Annotated in this window: 14 protein-coding genes and 1 tRNA gene; 3 read left to right on the top strand and 12 right to left on the bottom strand. The window is 59.5% G+C overall.

Annotated elements, in window-relative coordinates:
- Genes NA647_RS02180 through rluC form a run of 3 tightly spaced genes read right to left on the bottom strand, consistent with a single transcriptional unit; the run spans nt 1 to nt 2,615 of the window.
- Complete coding sequence (locus NA647_RS02180; protein WP_256056201.1) at nt 1–990, bottom strand: S49 family peptidase; 990 nt, start codon at nt 988–990, stop codon at nt 1–3.
- Complete coding sequence (locus tag NA647_RS02175) at nt 980–1,669, bottom strand: HAD-IA family hydrolase (protein WP_256056200.1); 690 nt, start codon at nt 1,667–1,669, stop codon at nt 980–982. The genes NA647_RS02180 and NA647_RS02175 overlap by 11 nt, the downstream gene beginning before the upstream one ends.
- On the bottom strand, nt 1,662–2,615 hold the full coding sequence (gene rluC / locus NA647_RS02170; RefSeq protein ID WP_256056199.1) for a 23S rRNA pseudouridine(955/2504/2580) synthase RluC: 954 nt from the start codon (nt 2,613–2,615) through the stop codon (nt 1,662–1,664). The genes NA647_RS02175 and rluC overlap by 8 nt, the downstream gene beginning before the upstream one ends.
- A 548-nt stretch (nt 2,616–3,163) precedes the next feature.
- Here rluC and rne point away from each other — a divergent pair.
- Nucleotides 3,164–6,316, top strand: a complete 3,153-nt coding sequence (gene rne, locus NA647_RS02165; RefSeq protein WP_256056198.1) for a ribonuclease E — start codon at nt 3,164–3,166, stop codon at nt 6,314–6,316.
- A gap of 204 nt (nt 6,317–6,520) precedes the next feature.
- On the opposite strand, the gene NA647_RS02160 is transcribed toward rne, so the two are convergent.
- The 5 genes from NA647_RS02160 to NA647_RS02140 all read right to left on the bottom strand — a co-directional run bounded on the left by NA647_RS02160 (nt 6,521) and on the right by NA647_RS02140 (nt 10,730).
- A complete protein-coding gene (locus NA647_RS02160) occupies nt 6,521–6,712 on the bottom strand; it encodes a CsbD family protein (RefSeq protein ID WP_256056197.1) in 192 nt (63 codons plus the stop codon).
- 107 nt (nt 6,713–6,819) lie between these two features.
- On the bottom strand, nt 6,820–7,815 hold the full coding sequence (locus NA647_RS02155) for a lysylphosphatidylglycerol synthase transmembrane domain-containing protein (RefSeq protein WP_256056196.1): 996 nt from the start codon (nt 7,813–7,815) through the stop codon (nt 6,820–6,822).
- The gene (locus tag NA647_RS02150; protein ID WP_256056195.1) at nt 7,812–8,576 is read right to left on the bottom strand and encodes a DUF2334 domain-containing protein; all 765 of its coding nucleotides are present in this window, start codon (nt 8,574–8,576) and stop codon (nt 7,812–7,814) included. The genes NA647_RS02155 and NA647_RS02150 overlap by 4 nt, the downstream gene beginning before the upstream one ends.
- Nucleotides 8,569–9,684, bottom strand: a complete 1,116-nt coding sequence (locus NA647_RS02145) for a glycosyltransferase family 4 protein (protein ID WP_256056194.1) — start codon at nt 9,682–9,684, stop codon at nt 8,569–8,571. The genes NA647_RS02150 and NA647_RS02145 overlap by 8 nt, the downstream gene beginning before the upstream one ends.
- A 170-nt stretch (nt 9,685–9,854) precedes the next feature.
- Nucleotides 9,855–10,730 carry a YihY/virulence factor BrkB family protein gene (locus tag NA647_RS02140; protein WP_256056193.1) on the bottom strand — a complete coding sequence of 292 codons (876 nt, stop codon included), beginning with the start codon at nt 10,728–10,730 and terminating at the stop codon, nt 9,855–9,857.
- A 434-nt stretch (nt 10,731–11,164) separates the two neighbouring features.
- On the opposite strand from NA647_RS02140, the gene NA647_RS02135 reads away from it, so the two are divergent.
- Nucleotides 11,165–12,397, top strand: coding sequence for a polysaccharide biosynthesis C-terminal domain-containing protein (locus NA647_RS02135; protein WP_256056192.1), 1,233 nt, complete (start codon nt 11,165–11,167; stop codon nt 12,395–12,397).
- Nucleotides 12,394–13,635: a polysaccharide pyruvyl transferase family protein gene (locus tag NA647_RS02130; RefSeq protein WP_256056191.1), complete on the top strand. Its 1,242-nt coding sequence runs from the start codon at nt 12,394–12,396 to the stop codon at nt 13,633–13,635. The genes NA647_RS02135 and NA647_RS02130 overlap by 4 nt, the downstream gene beginning before the upstream one ends.
- A gap of 120 nt (nt 13,636–13,755) precedes the next feature.
- On the opposite strand, the gene NA647_RS02125 is transcribed toward NA647_RS02130, so the two are convergent.
- The 4 genes from NA647_RS02125 to NA647_RS02110 all read right to left on the bottom strand — a co-directional run bounded on the left by NA647_RS02125 (nt 13,756) and on the right by NA647_RS02110 (nt 16,025).
- A tRNA-Thr gene (locus NA647_RS02125) sits at nt 13,756–13,831 on the bottom strand.
- A 96-nt stretch (nt 13,832–13,927) separates the two neighbouring features.
- Nucleotides 13,928–14,740, bottom strand: coding sequence for a DUF3618 domain-containing protein (locus tag NA647_RS02120; protein ID WP_256056190.1), 813 nt, complete (start codon nt 14,738–14,740; stop codon nt 13,928–13,930).
- Nucleotides 14,737–15,177 carry a phage holin family protein gene (locus NA647_RS02115; protein WP_256056189.1) on the bottom strand — a complete coding sequence of 147 codons (441 nt, stop codon included), beginning with the start codon at nt 15,175–15,177 and terminating at the stop codon, nt 14,737–14,739. Before NA647_RS02115 ends, NA647_RS02120 begins: the two co-directional genes overlap by 4 nt.
- Complete coding sequence (locus NA647_RS02110) at nt 15,174–16,025, bottom strand: hypothetical protein (protein WP_256056188.1); 852 nt, start codon at nt 16,023–16,025, stop codon at nt 15,174–15,176. The genes NA647_RS02115 and NA647_RS02110 overlap by 4 nt, the downstream gene beginning before the upstream one ends.
- Nucleotides 16,026–16,162 lie beyond the last annotated feature (137 nt).

The raw sequence follows: 16,162 nt of genomic DNA, 5'->3' as shown, positions 1-16,162 counted from the left end.
TTAGCGCAGCTGTGGGCCTTGGAAACCCATCCACAAGGCCAACTGTGAACCGACGCTGGCACCCAGCTTCTTGGTAAAACGGTCCAGAGCGGAATCCTTGACGGTGAAATCCAACAGCTCCTCCTCGCCGATCACCTCGCGCGCAACGTAGCTGGCGCTTCCAAGCCCATCGATCAGGCCCAGCTCCAGCGCCTGCTCACCGGACCAGATAAGTCCTGAAAACAGCTCGGGATGCTCATCGACCTGCAAACGATCTCCGCGCCCCCGCTTGACGCTTTCGATGAACTGGCGATGCGTGGTTCCCAGCACACCTCGCCAGAACTCGGTTTCCTCCGGCTTTTCAGGCTGGAATGGATCCAGAAATGCCTTGTGCTCACCCGAGGTATAGACCCGGCGCTCCACTCCAAGCTTATTCATCGTTTCGACGAATCCGAAGGTAGCCGCCGTGACTCCTATAGAGCCGACCAGGCTCGACTTGTCCGCATAGATCTCATCCGCGGCGCTAGCGATGTAGTAGGCGCCCGACGCGCCCAGATCGGTAATCACCGCATAGACCTTGACGGCAGGATATTCGCCACGCAACCGGCGAATCTCGTCGTAGATGTAGCCAGACTGCACTGGACTACCGCCCGGGCTATTGATCCGCAACACTACACCTCTGGTGCTGGAATCTTCGAAGGCCGCTCTCAGCGCCCCGACAATATTGTCCGCACTCGCCGATTCCTCATCGGCAATCATTCCTCGCACATTGATCACCGCAGTATGACTACCACTCGCACCCTTGCTGTCACCGACCTTTAACAACGGTGAGAACAGCAAAAGCGCGCCAAATAAATAGGTGAAGGTCAACAGCTTGAAGAATATCCCCCAGCGTCGAGCCCGCCGCTGCTCCTGCACACCAGCAAGCAACGTCCTTTCCAGCACCTTCCAGCTGTTGCGCTCTTCCTGTTCCTTAGCCTCGGTCACGGGTGCTCTCCATTCATCCGACATATTCAACTACCTCTAGAGCCGTATCAGTGGAGCGCAACCAGTCACCGAGCTCCGAAAAATGATTAATGGACATGCACGGCGCACAGGTCTGCAACACCTCAAGGGTTTGCGCGCCATAGGAAACAGCGACACTGTCTACCCCTGCCCGTCTGGCCATCTCGAGATCGAACAACGAGTCCCCAATCATCAAGGCCCGCTCAGGACGGACGCCGCAGTGCGCCAAAATCTCATGAGTCATCAACGGATCAGGCTTGCTCGCGGTCTCGTCCGCGCAGCGGGTCACATCGAAAAAATCGCTCCAACCCTGAGCTGCTAGCACCCTATCCAGCCCGCGCCGCCCTTTTCCAGTCGCAACGGCAAGCAGGTGCCCTTGCTCGCGCAACTGCTGCAACGCCAGCGCGACTCCCGGATAGAGTACCGATGGCTCAGCTTCCAGTAGAAGATAATGATCGGCATAGGCACGACGAAACGCCTCGACAATCTTCGCATCCGTCACATGCGGATACAGCGCAGCGATCGCCTCGGGCAAACCGAGTCCGATGATGCCCTTAATAAGGTCTTCGACGAGGGCGGGCAGGCTACAGTTCGCCGCAGCGACGGAAATCGACTCGACGATACGCCCGATCGAGTCCACCAAGGTCCCATCCAAGTCGAAGATCAACAGATCGTATCTATTCACCAAGCCTCTCCAGCGTTCGCACCCAGGCATCATCGACCGGCGCTTCCAGGCTCAGTTCGCCGCCGCCCGGCAGGGGCACCGTCAAAGCATAAGCATGCAGAAACAAACGCTTGCCGCCCAGCTCACGGATGACTCTGGAGAATTCTTCATCGCCATATTTGCTGTCGCCAGCGATGCCATGACCGGCATGACGCGCGTGCACACGGATTTGATGAGTACGTCCCGTCACCGGCTTAGCCTCGACCAGCGTGGCAAAGTCACCGAAACGACGTAGCACACGGAAAAGCGTCAGCGCCTCCTTGCCCTCCTCGGTGACCTCAACCATCCGCTCGCCTGAGCGCAGGGTATTTTTCAGCAGCGGTGCATTTACCTGCTTCTTGCCGGTATCCCAGCGGCCACGCACCAGCGCCATGTAGCGCTTGTCGACACCGTCTCCGCGCAGCGCCTGATGCAAATGGCGCAACATGCTGCGTTTCTTGGCAATCATCAGCAGCCCAGACGTATCCCGATCCAGGCGATGCACCAATTCCAGCTCTTTTGCGTCCGGGCGCAGCTGGCGCAGCGCTTCGATGACACCAAAGCTGAGACCGCTGCCACCATGCACCGCGATCCCCGCAGGCTTGTTCAGCACGATCAGTGCCTTGTCTTCGTAGACGATCGCCGTTTCCAGCCGCTCGAGCAGTCCCTGCGCCAGCGGAACCGGCTCGTCCCGCTCCGCCAGCCGAAGCGGCGGCACGCGAACGACGTCACCTGCCTGGAGTTTGTATTCGGGCTTGATCCGCCCCTTGTTCACACGTACCTCGCCTTTGCGCAGGATGCGGTAAATCAGCGTCTTGGGCACACCCTTGAGCTGAGTACGGAGGAAATTGTCGATGCGCTGGCCGGCAAGCTCCGGCGAGACCTCGAGCAGCTGCACGCCGGAGGTCTGAGAGGGGGTATTGGTCATCCGCGGATGATAGCAATTTTCCGTTATTTGAAGCACCGAAACATTGCTGTTATAGTCCAAACGCCGCCAAAAGCGGCCAAGTCGAGGGATGCCAGCGAAACCGCCATTCCCGACTTAGCACTGTTCGAGGACGTGAGGCCGTCCGACGGAGCTTCTCTCAGTAGCAGAAGCCCCGAAACAAGCCTTGAAGACATGATGCGTGCCCCCGCTGGGGAATCGCGATAATCGATAACCCGCTCCCGGACTCTGTGAGCGGCACCCGATTTTCGAAGTATGAGTGTTGGGTGGAGATGCACAGCCATCGGATTGCGTAGCAAAGGCTTTCACAGACGCTTCATTTCGTCCGCTACCGATTGCTGATTCCTCCTCCCCGAACACTGCTTCTGTTCCGACAGAAGCAGGAGACGTCGTCGCGACGCCGGCCCAACTGGCCTCACATCGCTGGACACTGGAGTGCCTTACAACCATTCCTGACTCACCTGACACCGACCGCGAGAGTCGTGTGTGCCGAACGCCGTTTCCGCTGCCCTGGAAACCGACGGTACTACATGAAAAGAATGCTGATTAACGCAACTCAACCCGAAGAGTTGCGTGTTGCACTGGTCGACGGCCAGCGCCTGTTCGATCTCGATATCGAATCTGGCGCCCGCGAGCAAAAGAAGGCCAACATCTATAAGGGCAAGATCACTCGCGTCGAGCCCAGCCTTGAAGCCGCTTTTGTTGATTTCGGCGCCGACCGCCACGGCTTCCTCCCCCTCAAGGAAATTTCCCGCGAGTACTTCAAAAAGGCTCCGGAAGGCCGCGTTAATATCAAGGACGTCCTGAGCGAAGGTCTGGAAGTCATCGTCCAGGTCGAGAAAGAAGAACGCGGCAACAAGGGCGCTGCTCTAACGACTTTCATCAGTTTGGCTGGCCGTTATCTGGTACTGATGCCGAACAACCCACGTGCAGGCGGTATCTCCCGCCGGATCGAGGGCGAAGAGCGTAACGAGCTGCGTGAAGCGTTGAACGGTCTCAATGTTCCTGCTGACATGGGATTGATCGTCCGCACCGCCGGTCTTGGTCGCTCCAGTGAAGAAATGCAATGGGACCTGGACTACCTGCTGCAGCTTTGGAGCGCAGTAAAGGAAGCTTCCCAGGACCGCCCCGCTCCCTTCCTGATCTACCAGGAATCCAACGTCATCATCCGCGCCATCCGCGACTATCTGCGCCAGGACATTGGCGAGGTGTTGATCGACAGCGTCGAAGCGCAGAACGAAGCCCTTTCGTTCATCCAGCAAGTGATGCCGCAGTACGCCAGCAAGATCAAGCTGTATGAAGACAGCGTGCCGCTGTTCAACCGCTTCCAGATCGAAAGCCAGATCGAGACCGCCTTCCAGCGCGAAGTGAAGCTGCCGTCCGGTGGATCCATCGTCATCGACCCCACCGAAGCTTTGGTATCCATCGACATCAACTCGGCACGCGCCACCAAGGGCGGCGATATCGAGGAAACCGCTTTACAGACTAACCTGGAAGCAGCCGAGGAGATCGCTCGTCAGCTGCGTCTGCGCGACATCGGCGGTCTTATCGTCATCGACTTCATCGACATGACCCCGGCGAAGAATCAGCGCGCCGTGGAAGAAAAGGTTCGCGAGGCCCTCGAAGCCGACCGCGCGCGCATTCAGGTCGGTCGTATCTCGCGCTTCGGCCTGCTGGAAATGTCCCGTCAGCGCCTACGTCCGTCGCTCGGCGAAACCAGCGGCATCGTCTGCCCTCGTTGCAACGGCCAAGGCATCATCCGTGACGTCGAATCCCTGTCCCTGGCCATCCTGCGCCTGATCGAAGAGGAAGCACTTAAGGACCGCACCGCCGAAGTTCGCGCCCGCGTGCCCTTCCAAGTTGCCGCCTTCCTGCTTAACGAAAAGCGCAACGCCATCACGAAAATCGAACTGCGCACCCGCGCGCGGATCTTCATTCTGCCGGACGATCACTTGGAAACGCCGCACTTCGAAGTGCAGCGTTTGCGCGACGACAGCCCGGAAATCGTAGCCGGCCAGGCCAGCTACGAGATGAGCCCGACCGAGGTCGAGGAAGCTCAGCCAGTCAGTTCTACACGTACGCTGGTTCGCCAGGAAGCCGCAGTGAAAACTGCACCACAGCGCACCGCCCCGGCACCGACGCCCGCCCCCGCGCCAGTAGCAGCTGCGCCTGCCGCTCCAGAGCCGAGCCTGTTCAAGGGGCTGGTCAAGTCCTTGGTTGGCCTCTTCGCCGGCAAGCAGGAAGCACCGACGGTCGAAGCTGAGAAGAAACCTGCAGCGAGCAGCCGCCCGCAACGCAACGATGAACGCCGTAGCGGGCGTCAACAAAACCGCCGTCGCGACGCACGCGGTAATCGTGACGAAGAGCGCAAGCCACGCGAGGATCGCGCCCCTCGTGAAGAACGCCCGGCCCGCGAAGAGCGGCAGCCGCGCCCGCCACGCGAAGAGCGCAAGCCACGCGAAGCCCGTGAGCCGGTCGAGGCCAACGATAGCCCTTCGCAGCAGCAGCCACGCCGCGAACGCACCCCGCGTGAAGATCGTCAGCCCCGCGAAGAGCGCAAGCGCGAACTGCGCGCACCGCTCGACGAGCCAACGCAGACCGCTCCAAACGCCGGCACCAGTGAGGAAACCACCGAGCGTAAGCCGCGCCCGCCTCGCGAAGAGCGCAAGCCGCGCGCGGAGCAAAGCGTGAGTGCGGAGGAGCTGCAACAGAACGAAACGGCTGAAAACGCCCAGGACGAGCAGGATTCGACCGAGAGCGGTGATCGCCCACGGCGCCGTTCCCGTGGCCAGCGTCGTCGCAGCAACCGCCGTGATCGTCAGCGCGACGCCAATGGAAACGAGATCGACGGCGAAAGCGAGACCTCCACAGCTGAAGTCAACGAAAGGGATGCTCCGGTGAAATCCGAGCAGGTCGCTATTGCCGCGACCGCTGCGGCTCTCGCTGCTAACACGGCCGACACCGATACGGCGCCAGCTGTAGCCCAGACAGACATCGAGGCTGCTCCGCAAGCACCGATAGAAGCTGAAACGGCCAACGAAACCGTTGCCGAAACCGAAGTGGTCGAGCCAGCCAAAAATGTCGCACCGATCGCTCAAGCTGACGCCGCTGAGGCGGTCGCTGCGCAAGCCGAGCCAGCGCCTGCCCCACAGGTAGTCGAACAGCCCGAGCCGACCATCAGCGAGCCTAAGGTCATCGAAGAAGCCGCACCTGTCGCCGAGCAGCCTGCTCCAGCGTCGATCGAACCGGTACCAGCCCCAACTATGACCGGTCGCGCGCCTAACGATCCGCGGGAGGTACGCCGTCGCCGCCTCGAACAGGAGCGTCTGGCAAAAGAAGCCGCTGAATCCGAAGCAAAAGCTGCCGAAACTCAAGCTCCGGCTGCAACTGAAACTCAAGCCGAAGCAGGCTTGCCATCAGACCTGGCCAGCCCGGAGATCGTGAGCGCGCCAATTGGCGATGCATCAGCCGAACAAACGACTAACGCAGCCAGCGACGATGAGGAGAGGACTGCTGAAGCCACTCAACAGCCTGAGCAGTTCACGGCAGAGCCGGAAGTCGAACAAGTCTCCACCGATACCCCGCAGCCCGAGGCAGAGCCGTTCAAGCCCGCCACGCAAGCGGGGCCTGAGGTGGCTGACGAAGCCGACGAGCAGGACGACGACAAGAAGCATCAGAGCTGATAGCCACAGCTGTTGAAGCCCTGCATGCGGGGCTTCCAGCTGAAAAGCCCCGGTTTCTAGCCGGGGCTTTTTATTGAAGCGGCTTCGCTTCGCTGCGAGCAGGCTAACCGCTACGCATTCAGGCTCGCCAAAAATGACGAACCCCACACTCCGTGGGGTTTCGTCATTCAGCTCTCCCGCAGGGAGCGGGCACTCATGGCGTCATCAGGCGCGATCGATGCCTTTCTTTAGGGTGTCTTTGGCTTCACCTTTCACCTGCTGCGCCTCTCCCTTGATTTCCTGTCCTTGACCTTCGTTCTTCATGCGCTGATTGTCAGTGGCCTCACCGATTCCTTGTTTAACCTTACCTGCTGCTTCATTGAGGTTGCCTTTCATTTTGTCTTCAGAGCTGCTCATGGCATATTCCTCTCACTTCGTGGGTTATGAACAATGGACCGGGCTGATCGCACTATAGTTTCGCTTTTCCGAAGAGCGGTATCGACGTACTTCTAAGCCAAATAGGTTCAACCGCTACGTGCTTTTTTCATCAACCGGTTGAACAGAGGCCGGCCGGCCAGATGAATGAATAGCGGCGCGCCAACGATCAGATAGAAGTAATAGGTCACGAAGCGCCAAACAAGAATGGCGGCCGCAGCGGTTGATTTGCCTACCAGAGGCGCGAGCAAGGCAGCTGATGCCAGTTCGGCACTCCCTGCACCACCCGGCAACAAGCTCAACTGCCCGGCAGTAAGGGCCAGTAGCTGGATGATGAAGGTCCACGCCCAGGCAAGTTGGCTACCCAACCCCTGCAGGGTGAGGTAAAGCACGCTGTAACGCAGCAGCCAGTGCAGTGTCGTCAGTACGAACACGCCAAGCAGGATCGCCCGCGGCAACCGGAAACAATCCAGCAGAGCATTGCGAAAGCTCAACACTTTGCGCGCCCAGAAGCGCTTTCGTGGGGCCTTCATGCCCAGACGACCGGCCAGCCAGCCATTGATCAAAAATACCTGCCGATGGAAACGCCCGAGCAACGCCAGCAGCACCATCAGGCCGAGCAGCAACGCGGCGCTGAAACCCAGCAGGCTGGCGATATAGGTGTTGATCGAGTGAGTTACTGCGTAAATCAACACACCCACCAGCGCGCAGCTGAAGAACAGTAGATCGGCCAATTGTTCGACGGCAAAGGTTGCGGTGCCCTTGGCAGGCGTCACGCCCTGATGATGCAACAATGCCATCATCGTCAGCGGCCCGCCGGCACCACCCGGCGTGGCGCAGATGGCAAATTCGGTGGCGATGACGATGCCCAGCGCACGAGGCTGCCGCAGGCGGCGTCGCCCGATCAGCAGTCGCAACCGAAACGCATTGAGATACCAGCCGAGCACGATCATGCCAAGCATCGACAACAACAGCACCGGCGGGAAGCGCAGCAACCGCTCGAACAGCCCGCTGCCGCCCAACAGAAGCGGAACCAGCGCCGCGATCAGCAAGGCACCGGCCAACAGCCACCAGCGGCGGTTCATGCCACGGCGCTCGAGACGGGCGCGTGCCGGCGCAACCACTCGATCTTGGTCATCGGCGCTCTTCCTTCCGCCAGCAATCTGGCCAGCAGATCAAGCCAGTAACGACGCGAGAACTCATGGCGCATATCGACCGGATGAAGACCGAGGCGTAACACCGCTGCCTGACGATGCCGGCTGAGCATCTTTTCACTGACTAGATGCGACATGCCGCGGCGCCAGGCGCTGCGCGCGCTCCAGACAAGGCCGGGAGCGGCTATTGCGGTGTAATCGGGCAACAGGTAGAAATGCCCCGGGTCGCTGGTGTAGCTCAGACCAGTTGCCGCCAAGGCCTGCCGCGCGCCGCTACCCAACAACCACGCAGGCGCGACGAAACCGTGCAAGGGCCACTGGTTTCGCTCGAACAGCTCGATGCCTCCTTGTAGACGCCTGGCTGCCTCGTGCCGATCCAGCGAATAGAACTCACCTTCATGAGTAAACACCCGGCGCATGAACCACTCCCGAGGCGTGCGAGGCGCCGGCGCCTCGTCCGCGTGATGATAGCCGTGCAGTATCAGCTCATCACCGCGGGCGAGACGCCCGTCGAGCATATGCCGAAATTGATGAGCGTCTTCGAGTCGGTTGCGGTGATGGAAATCTGGTACCACCAACCAGCAAATCGGAATTCCGCCCAGCGCATCGACGGCTTCGACAAAGGGTTCGTAATCAGGCCAAGTTTCCGGCGCCACGTCATGCAGCACCAGTATCAGGCTGCGCTCAGCCATGCACGGCGACCGGCAGATCGACCGTGCCCATTACCGCGTGATAGTGCGCCAACAGGCCGGCCACTACAGCGTCCCAGGCATGATGAGCTTCGACGTGCTGGCGGGCTCGGGCACCCAGCAAGCGTGGGTCATCCTCGAAGATCTCGCGTACCGCCTGCGCCATCGCCAGCGCATCCAGCGGACGGCACAGGCGGCCGGTATGAAACGGCACCAGCTCAGGCAATGCACCGGCTCGCGCAGCAATCACCGGAATGCCACAGGCCATGGCTTCCAGTGCGACCAGCCCGAACGTTTCCTGGTTACCGGCATGTAGCAACACATCGCAGCTGGCCATGTAACGCGCCACGTCGGCTGCGGGGCAGAAACGATCGATCACCGTAACGTTCTCGGGCACCCGTTGAGGCATGCGCGACCCAACCAGCAACAGATGATAGGGCTTGCCGAGCGACCGAGCAGTGTCCAGTAGGACATCGATGTTTTTTTCTCTGGAACCGCGTCCGGCAAAGATCAGCAGGCGCGCCTCGTCTGGCAATCCAAGCTTCCGGCGCAGCTCAGGATCACGCCGGGTCGGGCGGAAGGTTTCCAGATCCACACCCAAGGGCTGTACATAAACATCGCCGACGCCAAGGTCTTGCAGCTTTTCGGCCATTATCCGACTCGGCGCAAGCACACGGTCGAAGCCGCTGTATAGCCGCGAGACATAGCCGTTCATGTTGGTTCCCAGCCACCCGCCGATGCGGTTGCTTACCAGCAGCGGCAGGTCGGAGTGATAGAACCCGATGACCGGAACGTCGAGACGTCGCCCCGCGTCCAGCGCCGCCCAGGCGGTCATGTACGGATCACCGACTTCGATCACATCGGGGCGCAGGATGCGTAACTGATTGCGCCACGGAGCGCGCCGTACCGGGAAGCGGTAGCCCTTGCCGAAAGGCAGTGCCGGCGCGGGTATCTGGTAAATGCCGCCGTTATGGCTATGACTGTCGCCCGGCACCAAGATGCTGTGGCGAACCCCTGAATACAGTTGCAGCCGGCGGTGTTTGGCCTCGAGATAGGTACGCACCCCACCACTGGCGGGTGCGTAAAACATAGTCATGTCGGCGATATGCAAGATGGAGCGTCTCCGTAAGGTCTCGATGCAGCACCTTCGGAAGACGAGCGACAGTTAATTCGCTCAGCCGAAACCTGCCACGGCTAAAGCCGCTGCGTCCGAAAGATTCTGCAACAAAATCAATGGACCTCCAGCCGTGACAGTTGTTCGCGCGCGCTGGGTCGGCAACCTTAGCCATCGACGCGCTTGTCTCCCTCATCCTTGCCCTCGGAGGACGCATGCTCGATGACAGCGTTCATCTCCGCGCCAAACAGCAGCACCGCTGCGGAAATATAGAAGTAGAGCAACAGCACGATGACCGCCCCGATACTGCCGTAGGTGGCGTCGTAGTTGCCGAAGTTCTGCACGTAGATCCCGAAGCCCACCGATGCGGCAATCCAGACGATGACCGCCAGTACTGAACCCGGCGTGATGAAACGAAACTCCTGCTCGACGTCTGGCGTGACGTAGTACAGCAACGCCACGACCAACATCATCAGAAACACGATTACGGGCCAGCGCAGCCACGTCCACAGCGTCACCACAATGTCCTTCAGGCCCACCTGCTCGGCGAGCCACTCGATCACTTGTGGTCCGGTCACCATCAAACCTGCCATCGAGAGCAGAATCAGCGCCAGGCCGACGGTATAGACGACCGCCAACAGCATCAGCTTCCAGGTCGGCCGGCCCTCCTTGACGTCGTAGGCCTTGTTCATGGCATTCATCAGTGAGCGAACGCCGATCGACGCGGACCACAACGCAACGAGAATACCTATCGATAGCAGCCCGCTTTTCTGCTCCTGCATCTGGTCGATCACCGGATTGACCAAGTCCAATGCATCGGGCGGAAGCATCAGCGATACCTGCTCGCGCAGCCAGGCGAAGAAATCCTCAAGATTGAGCATGCCCAGCATGGCAATCAGGAACAGCAGGAAGGGGAACAACGAAAAAATCGCTCGATAGGCCAACGCCGATGCATAGGTCGTCATGTCATCGTTGCTGAACTCCTTCACGGTGCGTTTCAGCAACTCGAAACTGCCGATGCCGCGCGTATCCAGCAATGCCATTGCGTTACCCCCGAGCTGATAAAAATCGAAACCTTCAAAAAATGGGACGACCGGACCATACAAGAGTTCTCCTACGGCCGCCCCGGCTGTCGCCCGGACAGAGCCTCACGAAATCCGCCGGCGCCGGCATCCATGGTGTGCCGGAGCGGCTCGCGCTATTGGTCTGGGCGGAGCGTAATTGTTGCGTGTGGCCATGGTACCCAAGGAACTTTCGGCCTCGCCAACGCTCTTGATGGAGTCTCAGTTCAGTGCATCGCTGACTGCAGGCGCAACCGCGCAGCGCAACGACCGGAACATGCGGTTGATCTGTCGGCGAATCTCGGCTCGCCCCGAAAATTGCCACGCGGATACGCCAGATATGGCTTATGCCGCTCTCGCGGCCGCAGGAGCATCGAATGAAATCGGGATATGCAACGGACGCCCCACAGCCACGAATGAGCGCAGACCTTCTCAAATATGCCCGCCTGATCTTAACCAAAGGCAGCGGCGCCGCGGCTACGCTCGGGCTGAATATTCTGCTGGCGCGCCTGTTGGTTCCTGAACTCGCCGGTACGGTGTTCTTTTGCGTCGCCTTGGGCATCTTTCTGTCCCTGCTCGCACGGCTTGGGTTGGACATCGCCTGCCTGAAGAGCATTTCTTCATTGAGCGATGGCCAGCAACGCCGCTACTTCCACCGTGCGCTGGGTCTCGCCACGCTGATGAACGTTCCGGTCTTTCTGATCGGCCTGGCTGTGGTGTATTTCTCCGAAACCACCCAGGCGCATTTCGCTCATGCCACCGTCCTGTTCGCGGTCACCGCGCTCGGCCTGTCGTTGCTAAGCATTTCCAGCGAGACGCTAAAAGCCAAACATAGAACCAGCGAGGGACTGTTCTGGCAGACTGCGTTCCAACCAGCCCTGACGTTGCTGCTGGTCGCGATCTCCGGCAATGACCTGACCACCGTGGCCGGCTGCTTTGCGGTCAGCTATGGCCTGGCCATCCTCGGCTCGATATGGCGCGCCCATTCCAGCCTGCCGGCCGCCGACTCCCAACCCGCGCTCAGCTGGCGAGAAATGCTCATCTTGTGCGTACCGCTGATGCTCATCGCCGTGATGAACAGCATCATCGAACTGTCCGACACCTTGATGCTCGGCGTACTGCGCTCGGCCAGCGAGGTCAGCATCTATTACATAGCTGCGAAGATCGCCGCGCTCTCGACTACCTTGCTGTTCATCATCAACGGCACCATCGCCCCGGACATCTCGAAACGCTGGGCCCGGAACGATCGCACGGGGGCATTCGCTATCGTGCGAAGATATTCGCGCTTCATGTTTGCGCTGGCCCTGGTGATTCTGCTCGCCATTGGCCTGCTGCGCGAATACATCCTGGCCGTGTTCGGCGCCGAGTATCGGGAACAGGGCATCTACCCATTGCTGGTACTGGCTGCGGGCTATTTCTTCGTGCTGGCCGCAGGACCGCTTGGCATATTCATGACCATGACCGGCAACCACCGCCGCTACCTGCATAACAACATCGCAGCCTGCGTGATCAACGTCGCGCTCAACCTCATTCTGATCCCGCGCTATGGCGTCAATGGCGCCTGTTTCGCCACAGCCGTGGCGCTGACACTGAAAAACGCCCTGCTTTACGTCCAGTTCAAACACATCGAAAGGAGTCCGACGCCATGACTGACCGGATAAACGTAATCGCTTACGGAGCCTATGACCGGCACAACTATGGCGACCTGCTCTTTGCAATCGTCCTCAAACGCTACTTGGAAGCCGACGGCCGCTTTTCCGTTCTGGTCGCGGCGACCAAGAAGTCCAATCTATCGAGCTATGGGGCGCTGCCTACTATTCCGCTGAAGAAAGCACTGGAAGCAACCCGTGACCAGCCTAAAACCATGCTCATCGTCGCCGGCGGCGAATGCCTGACCGCGCAATGGGAGAGCATCATCGGCTACCTCGCGCCGCAGGCGATCTACTACCCGATCAAGGCCAGCCCCTACCTTATCGGCCACAAGACTTTCATTCGCCTGAGCCGACTGTTCACCTCGATTCCATCGGATATCCCGCTGGTCTTGGGCGAGCGCGACCTCCCCGGTTACAAGGTGATGTACAACAGCGTGGGCGGCAATGAGATTAGCCGTAAGAAGCCGTTGATCCACCAAGCCATCCAACGAAATCTCAAGGACTGCACCTATGTTTCGGTGCGTGACCGCGAAACCTCGGCCGAACTGGACAAGCTTGGTGTCGAGCACAACCTGGTGCCCGACAGCGCCATTCTCATCTCCGATATTTTCCCGCAGCAAGTCGACCCGACCGAGCCCGGACACATCGTTTTCCATATATCCGATCACCATGCCAAGCGACGAATCGAGGCGATTGCTCAACAGCTGACCGAGCTCAACGTCACCACCGGATTGAAGATCGCCCTGCTCACCATCGGCAAGGCACCGGGACACTCCGACGACGGCCCGCTCGACAAACTGCACAGTCTATTGGGAGACGAGCGCGCTTACCGCGTCGATAGCGGCAACATTGACGACATCATCCGCTGCATCGCCACCAGCAAGCTCTACTGCGGCACCAGCCTGCATGGCGCCATTACCGCCCTGGCCTATGCCGTTCCGCAGATAGCGCTTCTTCCGCAGCGCGTCGTCAAGCTGTCGAGCTTCCTCGAAACCTGGGTGCCGAAGCAGTCTTGCGGATTTGCAGAGGTTCCCCAGATCAGCCAGATCGGTTCCAACCTGATTAATGCCTTCGGCGACACCCAGCGAGCCGAGCTACGTGCCGTTGTCGAGGCGATGAAAAGCCGAGTTCGCGCCAATCTCGATCATATGATCAAGCTTTACGAGCAGGCCCCTGCTCGGGGCGAGGAGGAAGCAGAGGGGCAACCCAAATCAGAAGCCCTTGCCGCGAACTAGCGTTACGAATGCACATAAGTGTCAGCGCCTTTGCAAAAGACAGATGTTTACTTCCGAGCGAGAAGTATTCTCGGGAGAAATGAAAAAGGGTTAGCCGAGGCTAACCCTTTGTCTTTTCATTGGTGCCGGTGAGAGGAGTCGAACCCCCGACCTTCGCATTACGAATGCGCTGCTCTACCTACTGAGCTACACCGGCAATAAGCGGCGCATTGTCATATTTTCGCCGGTGCAGCCTCAAGACCTTACCGGCGAAACTGCTACTTGAGCAGACGCGAAACGACGCTGCGTGACGTCACAATCCAGCTGAGTTCGAGCCGGTTGTGCTTGTCGAGCTCGAATTCGACCGAGTAGCTTCGCCATGTTCGGCGCTTTGCTGCTTGACCTGAGCCGCGACCTCTTCACCTTTGGCCGATATTTTCTGATACCCCTCTTCAGCCTTGTGGCGAAGATTGTCGGTCATGCGGTCACTGGCCTCACCCAGCATCTCGTCCTCGCGCCGCGTCGGCGGCACCGAAGCGGCCAGCAACGCACCCAACGCGATACCGATTGCGCCAAGTGCCAGAGGCTGCTCTTGGAGAAGTTGATTGAAGCCGCCACGCGCCCGGTCAGCGCCGCCGCGCAGCCTTTCGGAGGCGTGGCGCCCAGAGTCGCTGGCCCGCGTACGGGCATTGCCGAGTGACTCGGAAACGTTGTGGCTCATTTGGCTGGCCTTGTCCTTGAGACTGGCGCTCTGTTGCTTGATCCCAGCGGTCTTGGCCGAAAGCTTGTCACCCATCGAGGGCCCGGTTGATGTACCGCCATAGCTGCTGGTAGTGACGTTCGAATGTGGCTGACGATTCTGCCCTGCCATCATCCAGAGCAACCCTATGGATGTCAGTACCGTTGGCACCGGGTTGGCCTTGACCGTATTGCTCAGGTTTGAAAAGAACTCTCCGCCACCGCCTTTCACGTAACCCAAAGCGGTATCGATGAGCTCGCCCGGAGACAGCTTGCTTTCCAGCGCGTGAACAATATTGCCTATCTCGGCTCGCGTCTGGTCAATTTCCCGCTCCAGCTCGGCGGGATCCTTCTGTGCTTCGGCATCTATCTGATTACGTGTGCTCATGATGTGTGCCCCTTGACGGCTTCTTTATCCTTGTTGACCGAGTGAATGGTGCGCTCAGGCTTGAAAGAGGAAGCCTCGAATTTCTTCTTGCCGGCAGACACCATCACCAGACCGATCACGACGACGACACCGCCGACGATCAGCGCAGCGAGCCATTGCTCCATGACCGTGCTCAAGCCATAAACCGCCGACATCAGCAGGACGATGAAGCCGCCAAGCAGCACTGCACCACCGGTGGCGACGCTGGCAGCACCGGCCTTGGTGGCACGGATGGACTCGCTCAGTTCGGCCTTCGCCAGCGCCAGTTCTTTGGTCACCAGCGATGGAACTTCGTGAGTCAACTGTCGCAACAGTCCACCAACGGAGCTGTCATTTTCGGTACGTGCGCCCGGCTCCGGTGTCACTGTGGTCGTGGTTGTCTTACGTGCTTCGCTCATGGGAAAAGCCCTCCGTCAGTACCTTTGCCGTCGCGGTTGGATGTGGAGCCGAGACCAGCTCCCGTACCCGTGGTTGAACCAACGCTGCTGCCAGTCCCGGTGCTGCCGGTACCCAGCCCCGCTCCGAGATCGGCCCCACCGACGCCGGTGCTCGCTCCGGTCGTGGTCGATGTGGGTCGCGAACTGGTGGCTGAAGAAACCCCTGCATTGCTGATGCTGCCGATCGTTCCAGACTCACCGGTGTTCAGGCGTTCGTTCAGCTCATCCTGATCGGGGAAACGGTCCCCACCAGAAGCGTCATATCGGCTGCCCGAGGACGAAAACGACGAAGCGGAGCTATCCTGATGACCATAGTCGCCGTGGGACGCTCGCTTGCTGGAAGCACGGGCAAAGCGAGTCAACCCGAATCCGAGCGCAACGCTGCCCGCGATGAACAAGCCGGGGTTGTCCCGTGCCAGCCGGTTCACGTCCTGAAACAGCTGATCCACACTCTTGCCGCGCAGGTCATCGGAGAGCTTGACCATGCTTTGCGCCATGGTTGAAACATAATTGGACAAGCCCAGGCGATCCTGACCCTCCAGCTCTTGAGCGGCTGCCTTAGCGCTCTGAGCAACAGCCTCAAGCTCATCGGCAGCTGTTTCACGATAGCCTTCGAGCTGGCTCTTGCCCTGCGTTTTCACCTGATCGGCAGCTTGTCGAGCCTTGGCTTTGGCATCTTCAGCTGCGTGATCCATCGTCGAGCCGGCAGTGGACTGGCTGGAAGTAGAGCTTGAAATGCTGGAAGCAGAATTGGGGCCGGTCTTGGGTTGGCCACCGTAACCAGTGATTTCTTCGTCGGGTGTCGTCATTTTGATTCACCTTTTATATGGCTTGGCCGGAAGACCACGGTCCGTAGAAACACAGCAATTGCAGAACCGCGAACTATGTAATTTCGGTGCGCACATATATGGTGACCGGGGCTGTATTTTCGAGTTCCCTTATTTTG

This window comes from Stutzerimonas stutzeri, assembly GCF_024448985.1.
GTDB classification, from domain to species: Bacteria; Pseudomonadota; Gammaproteobacteria; order Pseudomonadales; family Pseudomonadaceae; genus Stutzerimonas; species Stutzerimonas stutzeri_AP.
The sequence above is the reverse complement of the archived record's forward strand: the minus strand, read 5'-3'. Positions and strand labels throughout refer to the sequence as shown.

Coding starts and splice junctions, on each gene's coding strand:
- NA647_RS02180 (WP_256056201.1), bottom strand. CDS start 990: ATGTCGGATGAATGGAGAGCACCCGTGACCGAGGCTAAGGAACAGGAA.
- rluC (WP_256056199.1), bottom strand. CDS start 2,615: ATGACCAATACCCCCTCTCAGACCTCCGGCGTGCAGCTGCTCGAGGTC.
- rne (WP_256056198.1), top strand. CDS start 3,164: ATGAAAAGAATGCTGATTAACGCAACTCAACCCGAAGAGTTGCGTGTT.
- NA647_RS02160 (WP_256056197.1), bottom strand. CDS start 6,712: ATGAGCAGCTCTGAAGACAAAATGAAAGGCAACCTCAATGAAGCAGCA.
- NA647_RS02155 (WP_256056196.1), bottom strand. CDS start 7,815: ATGAACCGCCGCTGGTGGCTGTTGGCCGGTGCCTTGCTGATCGCGGCG.
- NA647_RS02150 (WP_256056195.1), bottom strand. CDS start 8,576: ATGGCTGAGCGCAGCCTGATACTGGTGCTGCATGACGTGGCGCCGGAA.
- NA647_RS02140 (WP_256056193.1), bottom strand. CDS start 10,730: ATGGCATTGCTGGATACGCGCGGCATCGGCAGTTTCGAGTTGCTGAAA.
- NA647_RS02135 (WP_256056192.1), top strand. CDS start 11,165: ATGAGCGCAGACCTTCTCAAATATGCCCGCCTGATCTTAACCAAAGGC.
- NA647_RS02130 (WP_256056191.1), top strand. CDS start 12,394: ATGACTGACCGGATAAACGTAATCGCTTACGGAGCCTATGACCGGCAC.
- NA647_RS02120 (WP_256056190.1), bottom strand. CDS start 14,740: ATGAGCACACGTAATCAGATAGATGCCGAAGCACAGAAGGATCCCGCC.
- NA647_RS02115 (WP_256056189.1), bottom strand. CDS start 15,177: ATGAGCGAAGCACGTAAGACAACCACGACCACAGTGACACCGGAGCCG.
- NA647_RS02110 (WP_256056188.1), bottom strand. CDS start 16,025: ATGACGACACCCGACGAAGAAATCACTGGTTACGGTGGCCAACCCAAG.